Source organism: Achromobacter dolens (genome assembly GCF_902859745.1).
GTDB lineage: Bacteria > Pseudomonadota > Gammaproteobacteria > Burkholderiales > Burkholderiaceae_B > Achromobacter > Achromobacter dolens.
The window spans coordinates 19796-36554 of sequence record NZ_CADIJW010000019.1; the positions used below are offsets into that span (position 1 = coordinate 19796).

General features: G+C 69.3%; 17 protein-coding genes. 11 read left to right on the forward strand and 6 right to left on the reverse strand.

Going from position 1 to position 16759, the window contains the following annotated elements; translation table 11 throughout:
* Positions 1 to 21 precede the first annotated feature (21 nt).
* Positions 22 to 1854 carry a gamma-glutamyltransferase family protein gene (locus tag HV783_RS15315; RefSeq protein ID WP_175189427.1) on the reverse strand — a complete coding sequence of 611 codons (1833 nt, stop codon included), beginning with the start codon at positions 1852 to 1854 and terminating at the stop codon, positions 22 to 24.
* A gap of 108 nt (positions 1855 to 1962) precedes the next feature.
* On the opposite strand from HV783_RS15315, the gene HV783_RS15320 reads away from it, so the two are divergent.
* On the forward strand, positions 1963 to 2922 hold the full coding sequence (locus tag HV783_RS15320) for a LysR family transcriptional regulator (protein WP_064528263.1): 960 nt from the start codon (positions 1963 to 1965) through the stop codon (positions 2920 to 2922).
* A 61-nt stretch (positions 2923 to 2983) separates the two neighbouring features.
* Here the strand turns inward: HV783_RS15320 and phnN are convergent, their stop codons facing one another.
* From phnN to phnF, 4 genes are all read right to left on the reverse strand, one after another.
* Positions 2984 to 3562, reverse strand: a complete 579-nt coding sequence (phnN, locus tag HV783_RS15325; RefSeq protein ID WP_175167521.1) for a phosphonate metabolism protein/1,5-bisphosphokinase (PRPP-forming) PhnN — start codon at positions 3560 to 3562, stop codon at positions 2984 to 2986.
* Entirely contained in the window at positions 3559 to 4302 is a 744-nt protein-coding gene (locus HV783_RS15330) for a DUF1045 domain-containing protein (RefSeq protein ID WP_144655332.1), read from the reverse strand. Before HV783_RS15330 ends, phnN begins: the two co-directional genes overlap by 4 nt.
* Before the next feature lie 2 nt (positions 4303 to 4304).
* Positions 4305 to 5501, reverse strand: coding sequence for an alpha-D-ribose 1-methylphosphonate 5-triphosphate diphosphatase (locus HV783_RS15335; protein ID WP_175189428.1), 1197 nt, complete (start codon positions 5499 to 5501; stop codon positions 4305 to 4307).
* Positions 5502 to 5599: 98 nt separating this feature from the next.
* A complete protein-coding gene (gene phnF, locus HV783_RS15340; RefSeq protein WP_175189429.1) occupies positions 5600 to 6322 on the reverse strand; it encodes a phosphonate metabolism transcriptional regulator PhnF in 723 nt (240 codons plus the stop codon).
* A 184-nt stretch (positions 6323 to 6506) separates the two neighbouring features.
* Here phnF and phnG point away from each other — a divergent pair, with 184 nt between their 5' ends.
* From phnG to HV783_RS15380, 8 genes are all read left to right on the forward strand, one after another.
* Positions 6507 to 6977 (forward strand): phosphonate C-P lyase system protein PhnG, encoded by a 471-nt coding sequence (gene phnG, locus HV783_RS15345; RefSeq protein WP_144655331.1) that lies wholly within the window; start codon positions 6507 to 6509, stop codon positions 6975 to 6977.
* Position 6978: 1 nt separating this feature from the next.
* The gene (gene phnH, locus HV783_RS15350) at positions 6979 to 7596 is read left to right on the forward strand and encodes a phosphonate C-P lyase system protein PhnH (RefSeq protein WP_064528275.1); all 618 of its coding nucleotides are present in this window, start codon (positions 6979 to 6981) and stop codon (positions 7594 to 7596) included.
* A 1-nt stretch (position 7597) separates the two neighbouring features.
* Positions 7598 to 8713, forward strand: coding sequence for a carbon-phosphorus lyase complex subunit (locus HV783_RS15355; protein WP_175189430.1), 1116 nt, complete (start codon positions 7598 to 7600; stop codon positions 8711 to 8713).
* Positions 8710 to 9600, forward strand: coding sequence for an alpha-D-ribose 1-methylphosphonate 5-phosphate C-P-lyase PhnJ (locus HV783_RS15360; RefSeq protein WP_175167524.1), 891 nt, complete (start codon positions 8710 to 8712; stop codon positions 9598 to 9600). Before HV783_RS15355 ends, HV783_RS15360 begins: the two co-directional genes overlap by 4 nt.
* Positions 9597 to 10373: a phosphonate C-P lyase system protein PhnK gene (gene phnK / locus HV783_RS15365; protein ID WP_054417160.1), complete on the forward strand. Its 777-nt coding sequence runs from the start codon at positions 9597 to 9599 to the stop codon at positions 10371 to 10373. Before HV783_RS15360 ends, phnK begins: the two co-directional genes overlap by 4 nt.
* 2 nt (positions 10374 to 10375) lie before the next feature.
* A complete protein-coding gene (gene phnL, locus HV783_RS15370; protein ID WP_064528281.1) occupies positions 10376 to 11092 on the forward strand; it encodes a phosphonate C-P lyase system protein PhnL in 717 nt (238 codons plus the stop codon).
* 2 nt (positions 11093 to 11094) lie between these two features.
* A complete protein-coding gene (locus HV783_RS15375; protein WP_175189431.1) occupies positions 11095 to 12294 on the forward strand; it encodes an alpha-D-ribose 1-methylphosphonate 5-triphosphate diphosphatase in 1200 nt (399 codons plus the stop codon).
* Between the two features lie 118 nt (positions 12295 to 12412).
* Positions 12413 to 12847, forward strand: coding sequence for a hypothetical protein (locus tag HV783_RS15380; protein ID WP_049075499.1), 435 nt, complete (start codon positions 12413 to 12415; stop codon positions 12845 to 12847).
* Positions 12848 to 12958: 111 nt separating this feature from the next.
* Here HV783_RS15380 and HV783_RS15385 read toward each other — a convergent pair whose 3' ends face one another.
* The gene (locus tag HV783_RS15385; RefSeq protein ID WP_144655328.1) at positions 12959 to 14266 is read right to left on the reverse strand and encodes a dicarboxylate/amino acid:cation symporter; all 1308 of its coding nucleotides are present in this window, start codon (positions 14264 to 14266) and stop codon (positions 12959 to 12961) included.
* 302 nt (positions 14267 to 14568) lie between these two features.
* On the opposite strand from HV783_RS15385, the gene HV783_RS15390 reads away from it, so the two are divergent.
* Positions 14569 to 15468, forward strand: a complete 900-nt coding sequence (locus HV783_RS15390) for an SMP-30/gluconolactonase/LRE family protein (protein ID WP_175189432.1) — start codon at positions 14569 to 14571, stop codon at positions 15466 to 15468.
* Between the two features lie 200 nt (positions 15469 to 15668).
* Positions 15669 to 16733 carry a class II fructose-bisphosphate aldolase gene (gene fba / locus HV783_RS15395; RefSeq protein ID WP_049075489.1) on the forward strand — a complete coding sequence of 355 codons (1065 nt, stop codon included), beginning with the start codon at positions 15669 to 15671 and terminating at the stop codon, positions 16731 to 16733.
* The last annotated feature ends 26 nt before the right edge of the window (positions 16734 to 16759 follow it).

The following is a 16759-nucleotide window of genomic DNA, read 5'->3' on the forward strand; positions in this document are numbered from 1 at the left end:
CCGGCTGGATGGAAAAATGGTTCATCGGCCGACCGCGTAACCCTGCATGCCGCGCGGATTGGCGGCGGCGCGCAGCAGCAGGCCGCCGCCGGCCGCCGGTTCGCGGGTGCAGGCGCTGATGCGGCCTTCGGACCAGTCGGGGCCGACGCGCAGGTCATGGCCGGCCTCGCGCAGCGCTTGTTGCGTGGCTTCGGGCAGGCGGCCCTCGACGGTCAGGCGGTTCAGCGTCAGCGAACGCGGCCAGAACGAGCCCGGGAAATGGTCGATGTGCCAGGACGGCGCGTCGATCGCCTGCTGCAGGTTCAGGCCCATGGCGTGGCGCAGGAAGAAGGACACGGTCCACTGGTCCTGCTGGTCGCCGCCGGGCGTGCCGAAGGCCATGTAGGGCAGGCCGTCGCGCAGCGCCAGGCCGGGCGACAGTGTGGTGCAGGGCCGCTTGCCAGGTTGCAACTGGCCGGGCACGCCCTCGTCCAGCCAGGTCATCTGCAATCGCGTGGTGAGCGGAAAGCCCAGCGCCGGCACCACCGGGCTGGACGACAGCCAGCCGCCGGACGGCGTGGCCGCGACCATGTTGCCGTCGCGGTCGATGACGTCGATCTGGCAGGTGTCGCCGACGAAGATCTCGCGCGCGGCCCATTCCGCCACCGGCGGCAGCGCCGCGAAGGTTGGCTCGCCCACGCCGAAGCGGGTGTCGGACGCGGCCAGGGTGCGGGCGGCGGCTTCCAGGTCGGGCAGGCGCGGCGCGCGGCCCTCGGGGGAGCCGGGCTGCAGCGTGGTGGCGGCGCGCGGGCCGATGGCGGCGGCGCGCGCGCGGGCGTAGTCGTCGCTCAACAGCGCGGCCAACGGCACGTCGACGAAATCGGGATCGCCGTACCAGGCGGCGCGGTCGGCGAAGGCCAGCTTGGCGGCCTCGGCGATGCGGTGCACGAATCGCGGCGAGGCCGGGTCCAGTCCGTCCATTTGCAGGTGGCGCAGCAGCGCGAGCTGCTGCAGGTGCACCGGGCCTTGCGACCAGACGCCGCATTTGGCAACCGTGTAGCGGCCGTATTGCAGCGTGACCGGATCGTCGTAGCGGGCGCGCCAGTCGGCCAGGTCGGTCTTGCGCAGCAGGCCGCGATTGCGCTGGCCGGTGGTGTCGCGCACGGCTTCATGGGTGTAGTAGGCGTCGATCGCGTCGGCCACGAAACCGCGGTACCAGACGGCCAGCGCGGCGTCGATGCGGCCATTGCGGTCGGTCGCCGCCGCGTGCGCCTCGTCCAGGATGCGGGTGTAGGTGGCGGCGATGGCCGGCGTGCGCAGCAGCGCGCCGGGCGCGGGCACCTTGCCGTCGGGCAGCCAGACGGCGGCCGAGCTGGTCCATTCGTCGCGGAACAGGGCCTGCACCGCCAGGATGGCTTGCGAGATGCGCGGCACCAGCGGGAAGCCGTTGCGGGCGTAGTCGATGGCCGGGCGCAGCACGTCGGCCAGTTCCCAGGTGCCGTAGTCGCGCAGCATCGTCAGCCAGGCGCCGAAGGCGCCGGGCACGGTGGCGGGCAGCAGGCCGATGCCTGGCACCAGGTCCACGCCGAGTCCGCGGAAGTAGGCCGGCGTTGCCAGCGCCGGCGCGGGCCCCTGGCCGCACAGCGCGCGCATGCGGCCTTCGCGTTCGCTCCACAGCAGGATCGGCACTTCGCCGCCGGGGCCGTTCAGGTGCGGCTCGACGATCTGCAGCGTGAAGCCGCCGGCCACCGCGGCGTCGAAGGCGTTGCCGCCGCGCTCCAGCACGCCCATGGCGACCTGCGACGCCAGCCAGTGGGTGGACGAGGCGACGCCGAAGGTGCCGCGGATTTCGGGGCGGGTGGTGAAGTCGGACATGGGCGGGGTCGGGCGAGGTGGGGATACGGCGCAGTATAGGATCGTGAAATAACTGATGTGTCCGTTGTTGGCATAATTGAATAACCAATCAGTTATGAGTAGACCGCCTTGACCTGGGACGCCGCCCGACTCGCCAACCGCCTGCGCCACCGCCACCTGGTGCTGCTGGCGAATATCGCCAAGCACGGCACGCTGACCCGCGTGGCGGCCGCCACCGGCATCAGCCAGCCCGCCGCCACCAAGGCGCTGGCCGAGCTCGAAGACATCTTCGGCGCGCCGCTGTTCCTGCGCACCGGGCACGGCATGCAGCCCACGCCGCTGGGCGAGCTGGCGCTGGTGCGGGCCCGCCGTATGCAGGGCGACCTGGACCTGTGGGCGCGCGAGGTCGAGGCGCTCCACGACGGCCGCGCGGCGCATCTGCATGTCGGCGTGGTGCCCTACGTGTCGAGCGCGCTGCTGACCGCCGCCATCGGCCGGCTGCACCAGCGCCACGGCGTGACCCTGACGCTGCACCGCGCCACCACCGACCACCTGGTGCCGATGCTGCGGCGGCACGAGCTCGATTGCATCATCAGCCGGGCGACCTCGACCCTGGCGCAGGACGACCTGACCCATCGCGTGCTGTACCGCCAGCGGCCGCGCCTGATCGCGCACAGCCGATTGGCGCAGCGCCTGGCGCGGCGCGAGGCGGACTGGGCGGCGGTGGCGCGGATGGATTGGGTGCTGCCGGCGGTCAACACGCCGACGCGCCAACTGATCGTCGAACACTTCATCCGCGCCGGCCTGCGTTCGCCGGCGCCGGTGCTGGAAGCCTATTCCACCGATGTGATCGAGGGCATGCTGAGCGCCAACCCCGCGCTGATGTCGGTGGTGCCCGAGGACATCGCGCGCGAACTGTGCCAGCGCGGCAAGCTGGGCATGGTGCCGTGGGACTTCGGCTGGGAGTTGCCGCCGATCAACCTGATCCGCCGCCGGCGCGAGCAGGCGCTGGCGGCCGAGGAGTGTTTTTCCGACATCCTGCTGGAGCTGTGCGCCGACCTGGGGCCGGACGCTCGACCGCGGGAGTGAGGCGCCCGGCCGGCGCGGCCGTGGCTCCGCGGCGGCCGTTTCGCGGTGATGCCGGCGCGGGCTACGCGATCAGCCGGCCGCGGGCGATATCCAGCAGTTCGGCGGTGGCGGCTTCCGGCGCGCCGTTGTTGCCGACGCGCAGCAGGCGGCATCCCTCGGGGACAGGGAAGTCCTGCGCGGCGCGTTGCAGGCGCAGCGCGATCTGTTCGGACGTTTCGCGGCCGCGCGCCGCCAGCCGCCGCGCCAGTTGCGCGGGGTCGACCGTGACCTCGACAGCCGTCAGCGCCGGATAGCGCCGGTGCGCCTCGGCCAGGTGCGCGCGCGAGCCGTTGATGATGACGGCCGCGCCGCCGTCCAGCCAGGCGTCGACCTCGATGCCAATGCCGTACTGCAGGCCGTGGCTGGTCCAGCGCAAGGCGAAACAGCCCAGGGCGGCGCGGCGCGCGAATTCTTCGGCGCTCAGGCACAGTGCGTCTTCGGTGGCGCCGCTATCGCGCGTGATGTAGCGGTGCGCCACCAGCACCGGTTCGTTGTCGCGCAGCCCGGCGCGCAGCAGCCGCAGCAGGGTGTCCTTGCCGCTGCCGGAGGCGCCCATCAGGTAGACCAGGCGTTCGCCGCTGGCGGGAACGGGCGGGTTCATGCCGTCGCCGATCCTTGCAGGTAGGCCGCACCCGCCGCGTCGATGTGGCCGCCATCGAAGGGGTAGTGGCGCGCGACGATGAAGTCGGCCCCCGCTTGCGGCTGGACGTAGACGCTGACGCCGGGCACCGCCATGGGCTGGCCGCGCAGCGGATCGGCGAACGCCGCGATGCCGGCCCGCGCCTGCTCCAGCGCGGCGCCGTCGAGCTTGCCGGTCAGCGTGATGTGGAAGGTGAAGGTGTCGAACACATAGGGGTAGCCCCAGCGCGCCAGCATGGCCTGCTGTTCGGGCGACAGCGCGTGCGCCTGGCGCCGGGCCAGTTCGGCGGCGGTGGCGGGCGCGCGCAGGTCGTCCAGGCCGCGCACGGCGGCGGCGGCCAGGGCGTTGATGCGGGCCTGACCGTCGGTGTCGGCGGCGGCGATGCGCCACGCCAGGAAGCCGCGCAGCGGCTCGCATTCAAGCTGGATGGCAAAGGCGCTTTCGCCGGCGGCGAGTCGGCGCGCGGCGGCGTCCACGTCCTGCGGCGCGGCGCCGGGGCGCAGCCGGAACGGCGGCTTCAGCGTGGCGTGCAGGCCGTAATGGCGTGGCGCCTCGGTCCAGTCGCGCGCGGCCTCGGGCTGGCCGGGCAGCGGCGGCAGGGCCTGGCCGGTATCGGCGCAACGGCCCAGCCAGCGGCTGCCCAGTTCGCGCCAGGGGCCGGCGGGGGCGAGATACAACGCATAGCGGTGGGCCGACGGCATGATCAGGCCGCCATGCGCTGATTGTGGTCGTCGCCGAAGGCACGGGTGGCGTAGCGCAGCTCGCCGCCGACGATGGCGGCGCAGACGCGCGGCAGGCCGGGCACGTGATCGTCGACCACGATGGCGTCGGCGATCAGTCCGGGCGCCAGCGCGCCGCGATCCTGAAGGCCCGCGGCGCGTGCCGGGTTCAGCGACACCAGGTTCCAGGCCTGCTCCAGCGGCAGCACGCCGTCGTTCACCAGGCGCAGCGCCGCCGCCAGCGGCGCGGGGTAGTAGTAGTCGGAGGTCAGGACGTCGCACAGGCCGGCGCGCACCATTTCGGTGGCGCTGGGGGCGTTGGTGTGGCTGCCGCCGCGCACGACATTGGGAGCGCCGAACACCACCGAGTTGCCCAGGTCGCGGGCCACGCTGGCCGCCTCGCGCGTCAGCGGGAATTCCGCCACGCCGCAGCCCAGTTGGTGGTAGTAGCGGCGGGTGGCGGCGTCGGGATCGTCGTGCGAGGCGACCCGCAGTCCGGCCGCCTGGGCGCTGGCGGTCAGCTCGCGCATGGCGTCGGCCACGGAGTCGGCCGCGCCCATGGCGCGGCGGATGCGTTCCTGGAAGGTGTCCAGGTCGCATTCGGCGCGGTCGGCGTACTGCAGCAGCTTGCGGTCGTCGCCCAGGCGGCGGGCCATGCTGGGCAGGTGGTCATTGAGCGCGACGAAGCGCACGCGGCCGTCGCGGATCCATTGCTGCGCGGTCTCGACCCCGCCGACGTGGTGGGTCTCGAAGCGCAGGTGCACATAGTGGCGCGCGCCCATGATGTGTCCCATGCGTTCCAGCGCGGCGAACATGCGCTCGGCGTAGGCCTCGCCGCGCAGGCCGCCTTCCCACGACAGCGTGACGCCGTGGAATTCGGTGGTGATGCCGTTGGCCAGCAGTTGGCGGTCGACGTCGAACAGGGCGCCGTCGTAGGGGAAAGTGACGCTGGGGCGCGGCATGATGGCGCGTTCGAAGGCGTCGCCATGCAGGTCGACGATGCCGGGCAGCACCAGCAGGTTGCCGGCGTCGAACCAGGCCGCGCCGTGCGCGGCCGCGTTGCTGGCGTCGTCGATCAGTCCTCCATGGAATCGCAGGCTGGCGTGCTCGATGCCGCGCGGGGTCAGGATACGTTGGCCTGTGACACCGGCCAGGGGCGAGGGGGCGTGTGCTTGGTTCATGAATGGAAAGTTAGCGGTGTAGCATTACAACCAGATGTCTAGATGAGTGAAATCTCAGGGCGGCGCAAGCGGCCGCGCGCGGCCGCCGCGCACCGGCCTCAACTGTCGTCGGCCACCATGAGCTGGACCAGGTCGCCGACGAAGCGGGTGATGCTGTATTGCAACGGCGCGCCGGCCTGGTCCACGTTCAGCGCCTCGACCTGCAGGATCGGGCGCGTCTTGGGCTGGCCGAGGATGCGCGCCACTTCCGGAGACGGCAGCGTGGCGGTGATGCGCGACCATTTGCGCGTGTAGTCGCCGATGCCGTAGTGGGCGTAGACCTTCGAGACCGAGCGCAGCGCGCTCATGCGCTCGATGAAGTCGGGGAAGCGCTTTTCGTCGAAGTAGTGTTCGGAGGTGCTGATGGGGCGGTTCTCAGCCTTGCCCACCATCTGCACCCGCAGCAGCGGGGCGTTGCGCGCCAGGCCCAGGTGCTTGGCGATGTCGGCGGCGCGCAGCGTCTGGCTGCCCAGGGCTTCGAGGTGGCCCAGCATGCCCTGGCTGCGCAGGTTCTCGGAAAAGCGCGTGCGCTTGCCGATGGCGTAGTCGATGGCGTGTTCCTGCACGAAGGTGCCGCGCCCCTGCTCGATGCGCACCAGCCCGCTCTGTTCCAGCTCGCCCATGGCGCGCCGGATGGTGTGGCGGTTGACGGAGAACTTGGCGGCCAGCTCCGGTTCGGAGGGCAGTTGCTCGCCCGCCATGTACAACTTGTTGCGGATGTCGTCCGCCAGCGACTCGCCGATCTGTCGCCACACGGCGATACCGGAACCTCTTTCGACCATAGGATGTGCTCGTGCTGTCATATCAGCTTCATCAAGAATGGCTGTGATTGTGCACCAAGCGGCGGGCGCGGGATAGGCAATGCGTCCCCGCCGCAACTGTCATCAAAAATTCACGCCGGGCTGTTGAACTTCCACTTGAACGCGATCATACTCCATCCGGTCGTCTAGATGTTTAGAGGAAATAATGGACCATCCACAAACCGCGCAGGGTGAAATCCAGGCGCAACGGGCCGCCTGGATGCGGGTGTTGGCGCTGGCCGATCCGGCCATGCTGGAAGGGGCGTTCGGCGCGCTTGGCGGCGTGCCGCCGTATCAGATGCTGCGCCCGGCGCAGACCGGCATGGCCATGGCGCGGGCCCGCAGCGGCGGCACCGGGGCGCGTTTCAACCTGGGCGAAATGACGGTGACACGTTGCGCCGTCAGCCTGGACAACGGCGTGGTCGGCATCGCCTACGTGCAGGGCCGTTCGCTGCGCCATGCCGAGCAGGCCGCGGTGGCCGACGCGCTGCTGCAACTGCCCGACTGGCACGACACGGTGCAGGCGCAGTTGATCCAGCCGCTGGCGCGCGAACGCGCCGAGCGCGTCGAGCGCCAGGCGCGCGTCGCCGCGCAGACCAAGGTCGAATTCTTCACGATGGTGCGAGGCGAGGACTGACATGCATCAAGAACTTCTTGGCGCGGCCGCCGCGAGCCGCAAGCTGCTGCCGGGCTTCGCGGACCCGGTGAACGACGCCCAGGCCACCTTCCGCACCGCGCTCGACGCCATGGCGCATCCGGGCCGCGTGTATGAAGTGGCCGCCGCCAGCGGCGTGCCGGCCGGCCTGTCGCCGGCGCTGACTGCGCTGCTGCTGACGCTGGTGGACGTGGACACGCCGCTTTGGCTGCCGCAGGGCCTGGACGCCGGCGTGCTCGATTTCCTGCGCTTCCATTGCGCCTGCCCGATGGTGCCGTCGGCCTCTCTGGCGCGCTTCGCGGCAGTGCCGGCTGGCGGCAGCGCGCCCGCGCTGGCGTCGTGCCATCCCGGCGACCCGGCCTATCCGGATCTGTCCACGACGCTGCTCATCGAGGTCGCGTCGCTGGACGCAGGCGCCGAGGTCACGCTGACCGGCCCCGGCATCCAGAGCCGCCAGGCGCTGCGCGCCGCCGGCCTGCCGGACGGTTTCTGGCGCGACTGGCGCATCAACCATCAACGTTTTCCGCTGGGCGTCGACGTGTTCCTGACGCACGGGCGGCAACTGTGCGCGCTGCCTCGCGGCACGCGCGTGGAGAGCTGACATGTATGTGGCCGTCAAAGGGGGCGAACGCGCCATCCTCAATTCCTACAGAATGCTGGACGACTATCGGCGCGGCGACCGGGTCCTGCCCGAACTGAGCCTGGACCAGATCCGCGAACAGATGCCGCTGGCGGTGTCGCGCGTGATGGCCGAAGGCTCGCTCTACGATCCGCAACTGGCGGCGCTGGCGCTCAAGCAGGCCGCCGGCGACGTGATCGAAGCGGTGTTCCTGCTGCGCGCCTACCGCACCACGCTGTCGCGCTACGGCTACACCCAGCCGATCGACACCGGCGCCATGCGCCTGCAGCGCCGCATCTCGTCGACTTTCAAGGACGTGCCCGGCGGCCAGATCCTCGGGCCGACCTACGACTACACCCAGCGCCTGCTGGACTTCTCGCTGGAAGCCGAGCGCGAGGCCGACGCCCTGCCGGCGGGCGGCGAGCCGCTGGACAGCGCCATGCCGCGCGTCACCGACCTGCTGGCGCACGACGACCTGATCGACGCCGAGGCGGTGCCCGAGGGCGATCCCGAGCCGTTCGACCTGACGCGCCAGCCGCTGGACTTTCCTGCCTCGCGCGCCGCTCGCCTGCAGAATCTGGCGCGCGCCGACGAGGGCTTCCTCTTGTCGATGGGCTATTCCACGCAGCGCGGCTACGGCAACACGCACCCGTTCGCCGCCGAGATCCGCTACGGTTTCGTGGAAGTCGAGATGCACATCGAGGAACTGGGTTTCGCCGTCACGGTGGGCGAGATCGAGATCACCGAATGCCAGATGGTGAGCCAGTTCGCCGGCAACGCCGAGGAAGGCCCCAAGTTCACCCGCGGCTATGGCCTGACCTTTGGCTACGGCGAGCGCAAGGCCATGTCGATGGCGCTGGTGGACCGCGCCCTGAAGGCGCAGGAACTCGGCGAACGCGCCGACTCGCCTGCCAATGACCACGAGTTCGTGCTGTACCACAGCGACAACGTCGAGGCCTCCGGCTTCGTGCAGCACTTGAAGCTGCCGCACTACGTGGACTTCCAGGCCAACCTGGAACTGCTGCGCCGCCTGCGCGCCGAGCGCGCCGCGCCGGCCCCCGAGAACACCCGCCAGCTCGACGAGGCCATTTCCTCATGACGACTTCCCCCACTCCCGGCGCCGCGGTCGAACGCGACGAGCACTACAACTTCGCCTACCTGGACGAGTCCACCAAGCGCATGCTGCGCCGCGCGCTGCTCAAGGCGGTGGCGATTCCCGGCTACCAGGTACCGTTCGGCAGCCGCGAGATGCCGCTGCCCTATGGCTGGGGCACGGGCGGCATCCAGGTGACCGCGTCGATCATCGGCCCGGGCGACGTGCTCAAGGTGATCGACCAGGGCTCGGACGACACCACCAACGCCATTAACATTCGCCGCTTCTTCGGCCGCGTGACCGGTGTGGCCACGACCGAATCGACCCGCGACGCCAGCATCGTGCAGACGCGCCACCGCATTCCGGAAACGCCGCTGCGGGCCGACCAGATCATGGTGTTCCAGGTGCCGATCCCCGAGCCGCTGCGCTGGCTCGAGCCGAGCGAGACCGAGACCCGCACCATGCACGCGCTGGCCGAATATGGCGGCATGCACGTCAAGCTGTACGAGGACATCGCCCAGCATGGCCACATCGCCACCACCTACGACTATCCCGTGATCGTCAATGACCGCTACATGATGCGGCCGTCGCCGATCCCGAAGTTCGACAACCCCAAGCTGGACAACAGCCCGGCGCTGATGCTGTTCGGCGCCGGCCGCGAGAAGCGGGTCTATGCGGTGCCGCCTTACACCCGGGTCAAGAGCCTGGACTTCGAGGACCATCCCTTCACCGTGGAGAAGTGGTCGGAATGCTGCGACGTGTGCGGCTCGCGCGACAGCTTCCTCGACGAGATCATCCTGGACGATGCCGGCACCCGCCGCTTCGTCTGCTCCGATACCGAATACTGCAACGACCGCCAGGCCGCGCAGGCCGCAAAGGAAGCCACCGCATGAACGCCCAACCCTTGCTTTCCGTGCGCGGCATGACGCGCACCTGGGACGGCGTGCACGGTTGCCGCAACGTCAGTTTCGACCTGTTCCCCGGCGAGGTGCTGTGCGTGGTGGGCGAGTCCGGTTCCGGCAAGAGCACACTGCTGTCGGCCGTGTCGTACCAGACCGCGCCCGACGCCGGCAGTGTCTGGTACGACACCCGCGACCAGGGTTTCACCGACCTGGCCGCGCTGTCCGGCGCGCGCCTGCGGCTGCTGGCCCGCACCGACTGGGGCTTCGTGCGCCAGAACGCCCGCGATGGCCTGCGCATGCAGGTCAGCGCCGGCGCCAACATCGCCGAACGCCTGATGGCGGTGGGCGACCGCCACTACGGCGAACTGCGCCAGGCCGCGAGCGGCTGGCTGCGGAAGATGGAGATCGACGCGGGACGCCTGGACGACGCGCCGGCTTCTTTCTCCGGCGGCATGCAGCAACGCCTGCAGATTGCCCGCAACCTGGTGACCCATCCGCGCCTGGTGTTCATGGACGAGCCGACCGCGTCGCTGGACGTGTCGGTGCAGGCCCGCCTGCTGGACCTGCTGCGCCAACTGGTGACCGACCTGGGCCTGGCCGCGATCGTGGTCACCCACGATCTGGCGGTGGCGCGCCTGCTGGCGCACCGCACCCTGGTGATGCGCGGCGGCGAGGTGGTCGAAAGCGGCCTGACCGACCAGATCCTCGACGATCCGCAGCATCCCTACACCCAGTTGCTGGTGTCTTCCATTTTGCAGAGCTGACCATGACTGTCGCGAAACCCATGATCGAGGTGCGGGGCCTCGGAAAGATGTTCACCCTGCATAACCAGGGCGGCATCCGCCTGCCGGTGCTGGAAGCGGTCGATTTCGACGCCGCCGCCGGCGACTGCCTGGTGCTGGCGGGCCCCTCGGGCACCGGCAAGAGCACCTTGCTGCGCTGCCTGTACGGCAACTACCTGGCCACCGAAGGCAGCATCCGCGTGCGCGCCGGCGATGACTGGGTGGAACTGGTCGGCGCGCCCGAGCAGCGCATCCTGGCGTTGCGGCGCGACGTCCTCGGCTACGTCAGCCAGTTCCTGCGGGTGATTCCGCGCGTGTCGGCGCTGGACGTGGTGGCCGAGCCGCTGCGCATGGCCGGCGTCGAGCCGGACGAGGCCCGCGAGCGCGCCGGCGCCATGCTGCGGCGCCTGAACGTGCCGCAGCGCCTGTGGGGACTGGCGCCCGCCACCTTCTCGGGCGGCGAGCAGCAGCGCGTCAACATCGCCCGCGGTTTCATCGCCCAGCATCCCATCCTGCTGCTGGACGAGCCGACCGCCTCGCTGGACCCGGACAACCGCGCCGTGGTGGTGGAGCTGATCCGCGAAGCACGCGCCGCCGGCCGCTGCCTGCTGGGCATCTTCCACGATGAAGAAGTGCGCGACGCGGTGGCGTCGCGCGTCCTGGCGCTACGCCCCGCGCAAGCCGCCGTCGAACTGGAGTAAGCATGACCCGTACCTACTTGACCCACGCCCGCGTCGTGCTGCCGGACCGCGTGCTGCAAGACGGCGCCGTCATGATCGAGGACGGCGTCATCGCCGCCATCGCGCCTGACGGCGCCCGTGGCGCGCACGAGATCGACCTGCGTGGCCTGACGCTGGTGCCGGGCCTGGTCGACCTGCATTGCGATGCCATCGAAAAGGAAGCCGAGCCGCGCTCGAAGGTGCTATTCCCGCTGGACTTCGCGGTGGCCCAGGTGGACCGACGCAATGCCGCGGCCGGCATCACCACGCCCTACCACGCGCTGTCGTTCGCCAACAGCGACCTGGGCGTGCGCAACAACGAGACCGCCGCCCAGGTGGTGCGCGGCGTGCGCGCCTTCCGCCAGCACAGCCTGGTCGACAACCGCGTGCACTGCCGCTACGAAATCACCGACGCGACCTCGGTGCCGGTGCTGCGGCAGTTGATGGACGAGGGCGCGGTGGACCTGCTGTCGGTGATGGACCACTCGCCCGGCCAGGGCCAGTTCAAGACGCTGGAGTCGTACCTGCAGTACATGATCGGCAACCATTCCATGAGCCGCGAGCAGGCCGAAGCGGCCGCGCACGCCAAGACCCGCGCCCAGGACGGCGCGGTGCAGCGGGTCGAGACCCTGCTGGCGCATGCGCGCGGCCTGGGCATCCCGACCGCCAGCCATGACGACGATTCGATCCATCGCATCGCCACCATGCGCAACCTGGGCGTGGCGATGAGCGAATTCCCGATCACCCTGGACACCGCCCGCGCCGCCGTCTCCTGCGGCCTGCCCACCATCCTGGGCGCGCCCAACGTGCTGCGCGGCAAGAGCCAGAGCGGGTCGATGCGCGCCATCGACGCGATCCGCGCCGGCGTGGCGAGCTGCCTGTGCTCGGACTACCAGCCCTCGACCCTGATCGCCGCGGCCTTCGCGGTCGCGGCGCAGACCGAGCTGACGCTGTCGCAGGCGATCGCGCTGGTGACGGCCAATCCGGCCGACGCCTGCGGCCTGCGCGATCGGGGCCGTATCGCGGTCGGCCAGCGCGCCGACCTGGTGGCGGTGGCGCAGGTCGGCGCGCTGCCGCTGATCAGCCATACCTGGAGCGCCGGCCGCCTGGTGTTCTCGACGCACTACGCGCCGGCTCGCGTGCCGGCGCCGGTGGCCGAGGCCAACGGCCTGGTGGCTGCCTGAGCAAACCGCCGAAGCTTGTCGATGGACAAGCGGCGGACACGCGCATCTGGTTAAATGGGTGGACGAGGACGCCGCCAACGAGCGGGCGGCCTGTCTGCCTTATTTTCCGGAGCACGCAATGGCACGATTCAACTTCACCCAGGACCCCGAAGAACCCGATCTCTGGGCCGCGGAAAACGTGCCCGTGGGCGAGGGCCGCCCGCCGATCCACGTCATGGTCCAGACCGACGGCGAAGAGCCGGATGGCGCGGCTTCCAAGGTGGTCAAGGCCATCATCGGCAATCTCGACGAGCAGATTCTGGCCGCGGCGGACTTTCTGCTGGACAACTACTCGTACGAGCACTACAAGAAGCTCGGCATCGAGGACGACCAACTGCTGCGCGAGGAAACCGCCGAGGCGATGGCCGAGAAGGCCGTGCTGCGCGCGCTGTGGCTGTTCGACGAGGACGGCGATGGTTACGAGCTGTGGTTCACGCTGCCGTGGGACCCGGTCCATACCTACGACGTCGAATTCGAGGACGGCGCGCCGGTGTCGTGCTCGGTCAACGATTGAGTTGGCGCGGCGGTCCCTGGCGGGCTGCCGGCCGATCCATGAGAAACGGGCCCCGCGGTGGATGCGCGGGGCCCGTTTTTCATGGGGCGTGAAGGTATTGGCGCGTTCCGTTCAGGCCTCGCGCGAGGCCGTCCGCACCGGCGTCGAGTCCGTGTCCGTGGCAGGGCTGGACGGGGCGCCGGCCGCCAGGTCCTCTTCCTTGCCTTCCATCTTGGCGATGACGGCGGTGGCCAGGCTGTTGCCGACCACGTTGGTGGCGGTGCGGCCCATGTCGAAGAACTGGTCGATGCCCATGATCAGCAGCAGGCCGGCCTCGGGCAGGTGGAACATCGGCAGCGTCGCCGCCACCACCACCAGCGAGGCGCGCGCCACGCCGGCCATGCCCTTGCTGGTGACCATCAGCACCAGCAGCAGCGTCAACTGCTGCGAGAAGCTCATCTCGATGTTGTAGGCCTGCGCGATGAACAGCACCGCGAACGACTGGTACATCATCGAGCCGTCCAGGTTGAACGAGTAGCCCAGCGGCAGCACGAAGCCCGAGATGCGCTTGGACACGCCGAAACGCTCCAGCGCCTCGATGGTCTTGGGGTAGGCCGATTCGCTGCTGGCGGTCGAGAAGGCCAGCAGGGTCGGTTCCTTGATCAGGCCGCCCAGGCGGAAGGTGGACTTGCCCAGGAACAGGTAGCCGACGCCGAACAGGATGGCCCACAGCAGCGCCAGGCCCAGGTAGAACTCGCCGATCAGCTTGCCGTAGCTGACCAGCACGCCCAGGCCCTCGGTGGTGATGGCGGCGGCCATGGCGGCGAACACGCCCAGCGGCGCAAAGCGCATCACGTAGTCGGTGACGCGGAACATGATCTTGGCCAGCTCGTCGATCATGGTGTAGATGGTGTTGTGGCCCTTGCCGCGGATGAACGACAGCGCCGCGCCGAAGAACAGCGAGAACACCAGGATCTGCAGGATCTCGTTGTTGGCCATGGCTTCGGCGATGCTCTTGGGGAACACGTGCGCGATGAAGGCCTTGAGGGTGAAGTCGCCGGTCTTCAGGCCCGCCGTGGCGGCCGCGTCGGGCAGCGCCAGGTTAAGGTGCGCGCCGGGCTGGAAGATGTTGACCAGCGCCAGGCCCAGCAGCAGCGAGATGGCCGAGGCCGCGATGAACCAGAACATGGCGCGCAGGCCGATGCGGCCGACGGCGCTGGCGTCGCTCATGCTGGCCAGGCCGGACACCAGGGTGGCGAATACCAGGGGCGCGATGATCATCTTGATCATGCGCAGGAAGATGTCGGTGATGAGGCTGAAGTACGAGGCGATGTCCTTGGCCTCTTGCGCGTTCTGCGCGTACTTGTTGCAGAAATAGCCCACCACGACGCCCAGCACCATGGCAATGCCGATGTAACGCGTCAGCTTCTTAGTATTCATCTTCAAAAACGGAAAACAGGGACCCGGTCGGTTGGCCGGATAGGCCTTACCCGCCGGCATGGGGCGGGGCGAAACGGTCCAATGAAGGATATGCCGGAGGGGACCCGGAGCGGCGCGGGTTAACCCTTGGGGCGCGATGTTAACGCCGCCAACCTGACAGTTAGTTGTCAGGTTGGGGACGGGTCATACCTGACTGCCAGGGCGGCCGGAGCATGACAAAATGGTCCGGCCTGGCCGCCTGTGCGCCGCCGGGCGACACAAAAAAGGGTCACACAGGCCCCCCCCTTATAGGAGACAGAGCTATGCCGAAACGCGAATTGTCCGTGCTGGTGTCGGGGTATACGTTCCTGGAGGGCCTGCGCTGGCACGACGGGCGCCTGTGGGCCTCCGATTTCTATACGGGCAAGGTGATCGCCGTCGACCTGCTGGGGCGGGCGGAGGTGATCTGCCGGGTGCTGGAGCAGCCCTCCGGCCTGGGCTGGCTGCCCGACGGGCGGCTGCTGATCTCCTCCATGAAGGACCGCAGGCTGCTGCGGCGCGAGCGGGATGGCCGACTGGTGCCGCACGCGGACCTGTCGGCATTGACCGGCGGCCCCATCAACGACCTGGTGGTCGACGCCCAGGGCCGCGCCTATGTGGGTAACTTCGGTTTCGACCTGATGGGCGGCGAGCCCTTTGCCACCACCACCCTGGTGCGGGTGGACCCGGACGGGGTGGCCCAGGTGGTGGCGGATGGGCTGTGGTTTCCCAATGGTTCGTTCATCACCCCCGACGGCAAGACCCTGATCGTCAACGAGACCTTCGGCAACCGGATCTCGGAATTCGACATCCTGCCTGACGGCGCCCTGGGGCCTCGGCGCGACTGGGCCCATTTCGGCGCGCTGCCGGATTCCGATGACCTGTCGGTGCTGATCGCGGCCTCGGCCATCGGCCCGGACGGCGGCGCGCTGGACGCCGAGGGCGCGCTGTGGGTGGCCGACGCCATCGGCAAGCGCATCGTGCGGATGGCCCGCGGCGGCCGGATCCTGGAACAGATCGATACTGGCGACCTGGGCATCTTCGCCGCGGCCCTGGGCGGGCCGGACGGCAAGACGCTGTTCATGGCGGCGGCGCCCGATTTCATCGAGGCCAACCGCCGCGCCAAACCAGAGGGGCGGATTCTGGTGGCCGAGGTGGACGTGCCGCACGCGGGACGGCCCTGAGCGGGGCTGCCCGGCCGCGTCCCGGGCCGATCCTGGCCGGACGGCGGACGCGGTTCGCGCGCGGCTCCGGCGGCCGGTTTAGTCCTGGTGGATAGGGATACCGGCCGTTTCAAGACCTTTCTTCGAATCCCCCGTAAAATCCCACCATCCCGCTCGATTTCAACCATCTTTCAATCGACAGTACCTAAGGAGGACCACACATGGCCCTAGTCTCCATGCGCCAGTTGCTCGACCACGCCGCCGAGCACGGCTACGGCATTCCGGCATTCAACGTCAATAACCTGGAACAGGTCCAGGCCATCATGGAAGCCGCGGCGGAGACCGACAGCCCGGTGATCATGCAGGCCTCGGCCGGCGCCCGCAAGTACGCCGGCGAAGGCTTCCTGAAGCACCTGATCCAGGCCGCCGTGGAGTCCTACCCGCACATCCCCGTGGTCATGCACCAGGACCACGGCCAGTCGCCGAAGGTCTGCCAGGGCGCCATCGACCTGGGCTTCTCCAGCGTCATGATGGACGGCTCGCTCAAGGAAGACGGCAAGACCATCGCCGACTACGACTACAACGTCGAAGTCACCAAGAAGGTGGTGGACGTGGCCCACAAGCTGGGCGTGACGGTCGAAGGCGAACTGGGCTGCCTGGGCTCGCTCGAAACCATGGAAGGCGACAAGGAAGACGGCCACGGCGCCGACGGCAAGCTGACCATGGACCAACTGCTGACCGATCCGGAGCAGGCCGCCGACTTCGTGCGCCGCACCCAGCTCGACGCCCTGGCCATCGCCATCGGCACCAGCCACGGCGCCTACAAGTTCACGCGCAAGCCCACCGGCGACATCCTGTCGATCGCCCGCATCAAGGAAATCCACGCCCGCCTGCCCAACACCCACCTGGTGATGCACGGCAGCTCCAGCGTGCCGCAGGAACTGCTGGCCGAGATCCGTGAATTCGGCGGCAACATGAAGGAAACCTACGGCGTGCCGGTCGAGGAAATCCAGGAAGCCATCAAGTACGGCGTGCGCAAGATCAATATCGACACCGATATCCGTCTGGCCATGACCGGCGCCATCCGCCGCTTCTTCGCCGAGAATCCCGAGAAGTTCGACCCGCGCGAATACCTGAAGCCGGCCCGCGCCGCCGCCAAGGCGATCTGTGTGGCTCGCTACACCGAGTTCGGCACCGCCGGCAACGCCAGCAAGATCAAGGCCCTGCCGCTGACCGAGATCGCCGCCCAGTACGCCTCGGGCAAGCTGGCCCAGGTGGTGCAGTAAGCCGCCGGCCGCCTTCCCTGCATGGA

Bases quoted from the DNA above. Each gene is read 5' to 3' on its own strand.
- HV783_RS15315 (WP_175189427.1), bottom strand. From the start codon at position 1,854: ATGTCCGACTTCACCACCCGCCCCGAAATCCGCGGCACCTTCGGCGTC.
- phnN (WP_175167521.1), bottom strand. From the start codon at position 3,562: ATGAACCCGCCCGTTCCCGCCAGCGGCGAACGCCTGGTCTACCTGATG.
- HV783_RS15330 (WP_144655332.1), bottom strand. From the start codon at position 4,302: ATGCCGTCGGCCCACCGCTATGCGTTGTATCTCGCCCCCGCCGGCCCC.
- HV783_RS15335 (WP_175189428.1), bottom strand. From the start codon at position 5,501: ATGAACCAAGCACACGCCCCCTCGCCCCTGGCCGGTGTCACAGGCCAA.
- phnF (WP_175189429.1), bottom strand. From the start codon at position 6,322: ATGGTCGAAAGAGGTTCCGGTATCGCCGTGTGGCGACAGATCGGCGAG.
- phnG (WP_144655331.1), top strand. From the start codon at position 6,507: ATGGACCATCCACAAACCGCGCAGGGTGAAATCCAGGCGCAACGGGCC.
- phnH (WP_064528275.1), top strand. From the start codon at position 6,979: ATGCATCAAGAACTTCTTGGCGCGGCCGCCGCGAGCCGCAAGCTGCTG.
- HV783_RS15355 (WP_175189430.1), top strand. From the start codon at position 7,598: ATGTATGTGGCCGTCAAAGGGGGCGAACGCGCCATCCTCAATTCCTAC.
- HV783_RS15360 (WP_175167524.1), top strand. From the start codon at position 8,710: ATGACGACTTCCCCCACTCCCGGCGCCGCGGTCGAACGCGACGAGCAC.
- phnK (WP_054417160.1), top strand. From the start codon at position 9,597: ATGAACGCCCAACCCTTGCTTTCCGTGCGCGGCATGACGCGCACCTGG.
- phnL (WP_064528281.1), top strand. From the start codon at position 10,376: ATGACTGTCGCGAAACCCATGATCGAGGTGCGGGGCCTCGGAAAGATG.
- HV783_RS15375 (WP_175189431.1), top strand. From the start codon at position 11,095: ATGACCCGTACCTACTTGACCCACGCCCGCGTCGTGCTGCCGGACCGC.
- HV783_RS15380 (WP_049075499.1), top strand. From the start codon at position 12,413: ATGGCACGATTCAACTTCACCCAGGACCCCGAAGAACCCGATCTCTGG.
- HV783_RS15385 (WP_144655328.1), bottom strand. From the start codon at position 14,266: ATGAATACTAAGAAGCTGACGCGTTACATCGGCATTGCCATGGTGCTG.
- HV783_RS15390 (WP_175189432.1), top strand. From the start codon at position 14,569: ATGCCGAAACGCGAATTGTCCGTGCTGGTGTCGGGGTATACGTTCCTG.
- fba (WP_049075489.1), top strand. From the start codon at position 15,669: ATGGCCCTAGTCTCCATGCGCCAGTTGCTCGACCACGCCGCCGAGCAC.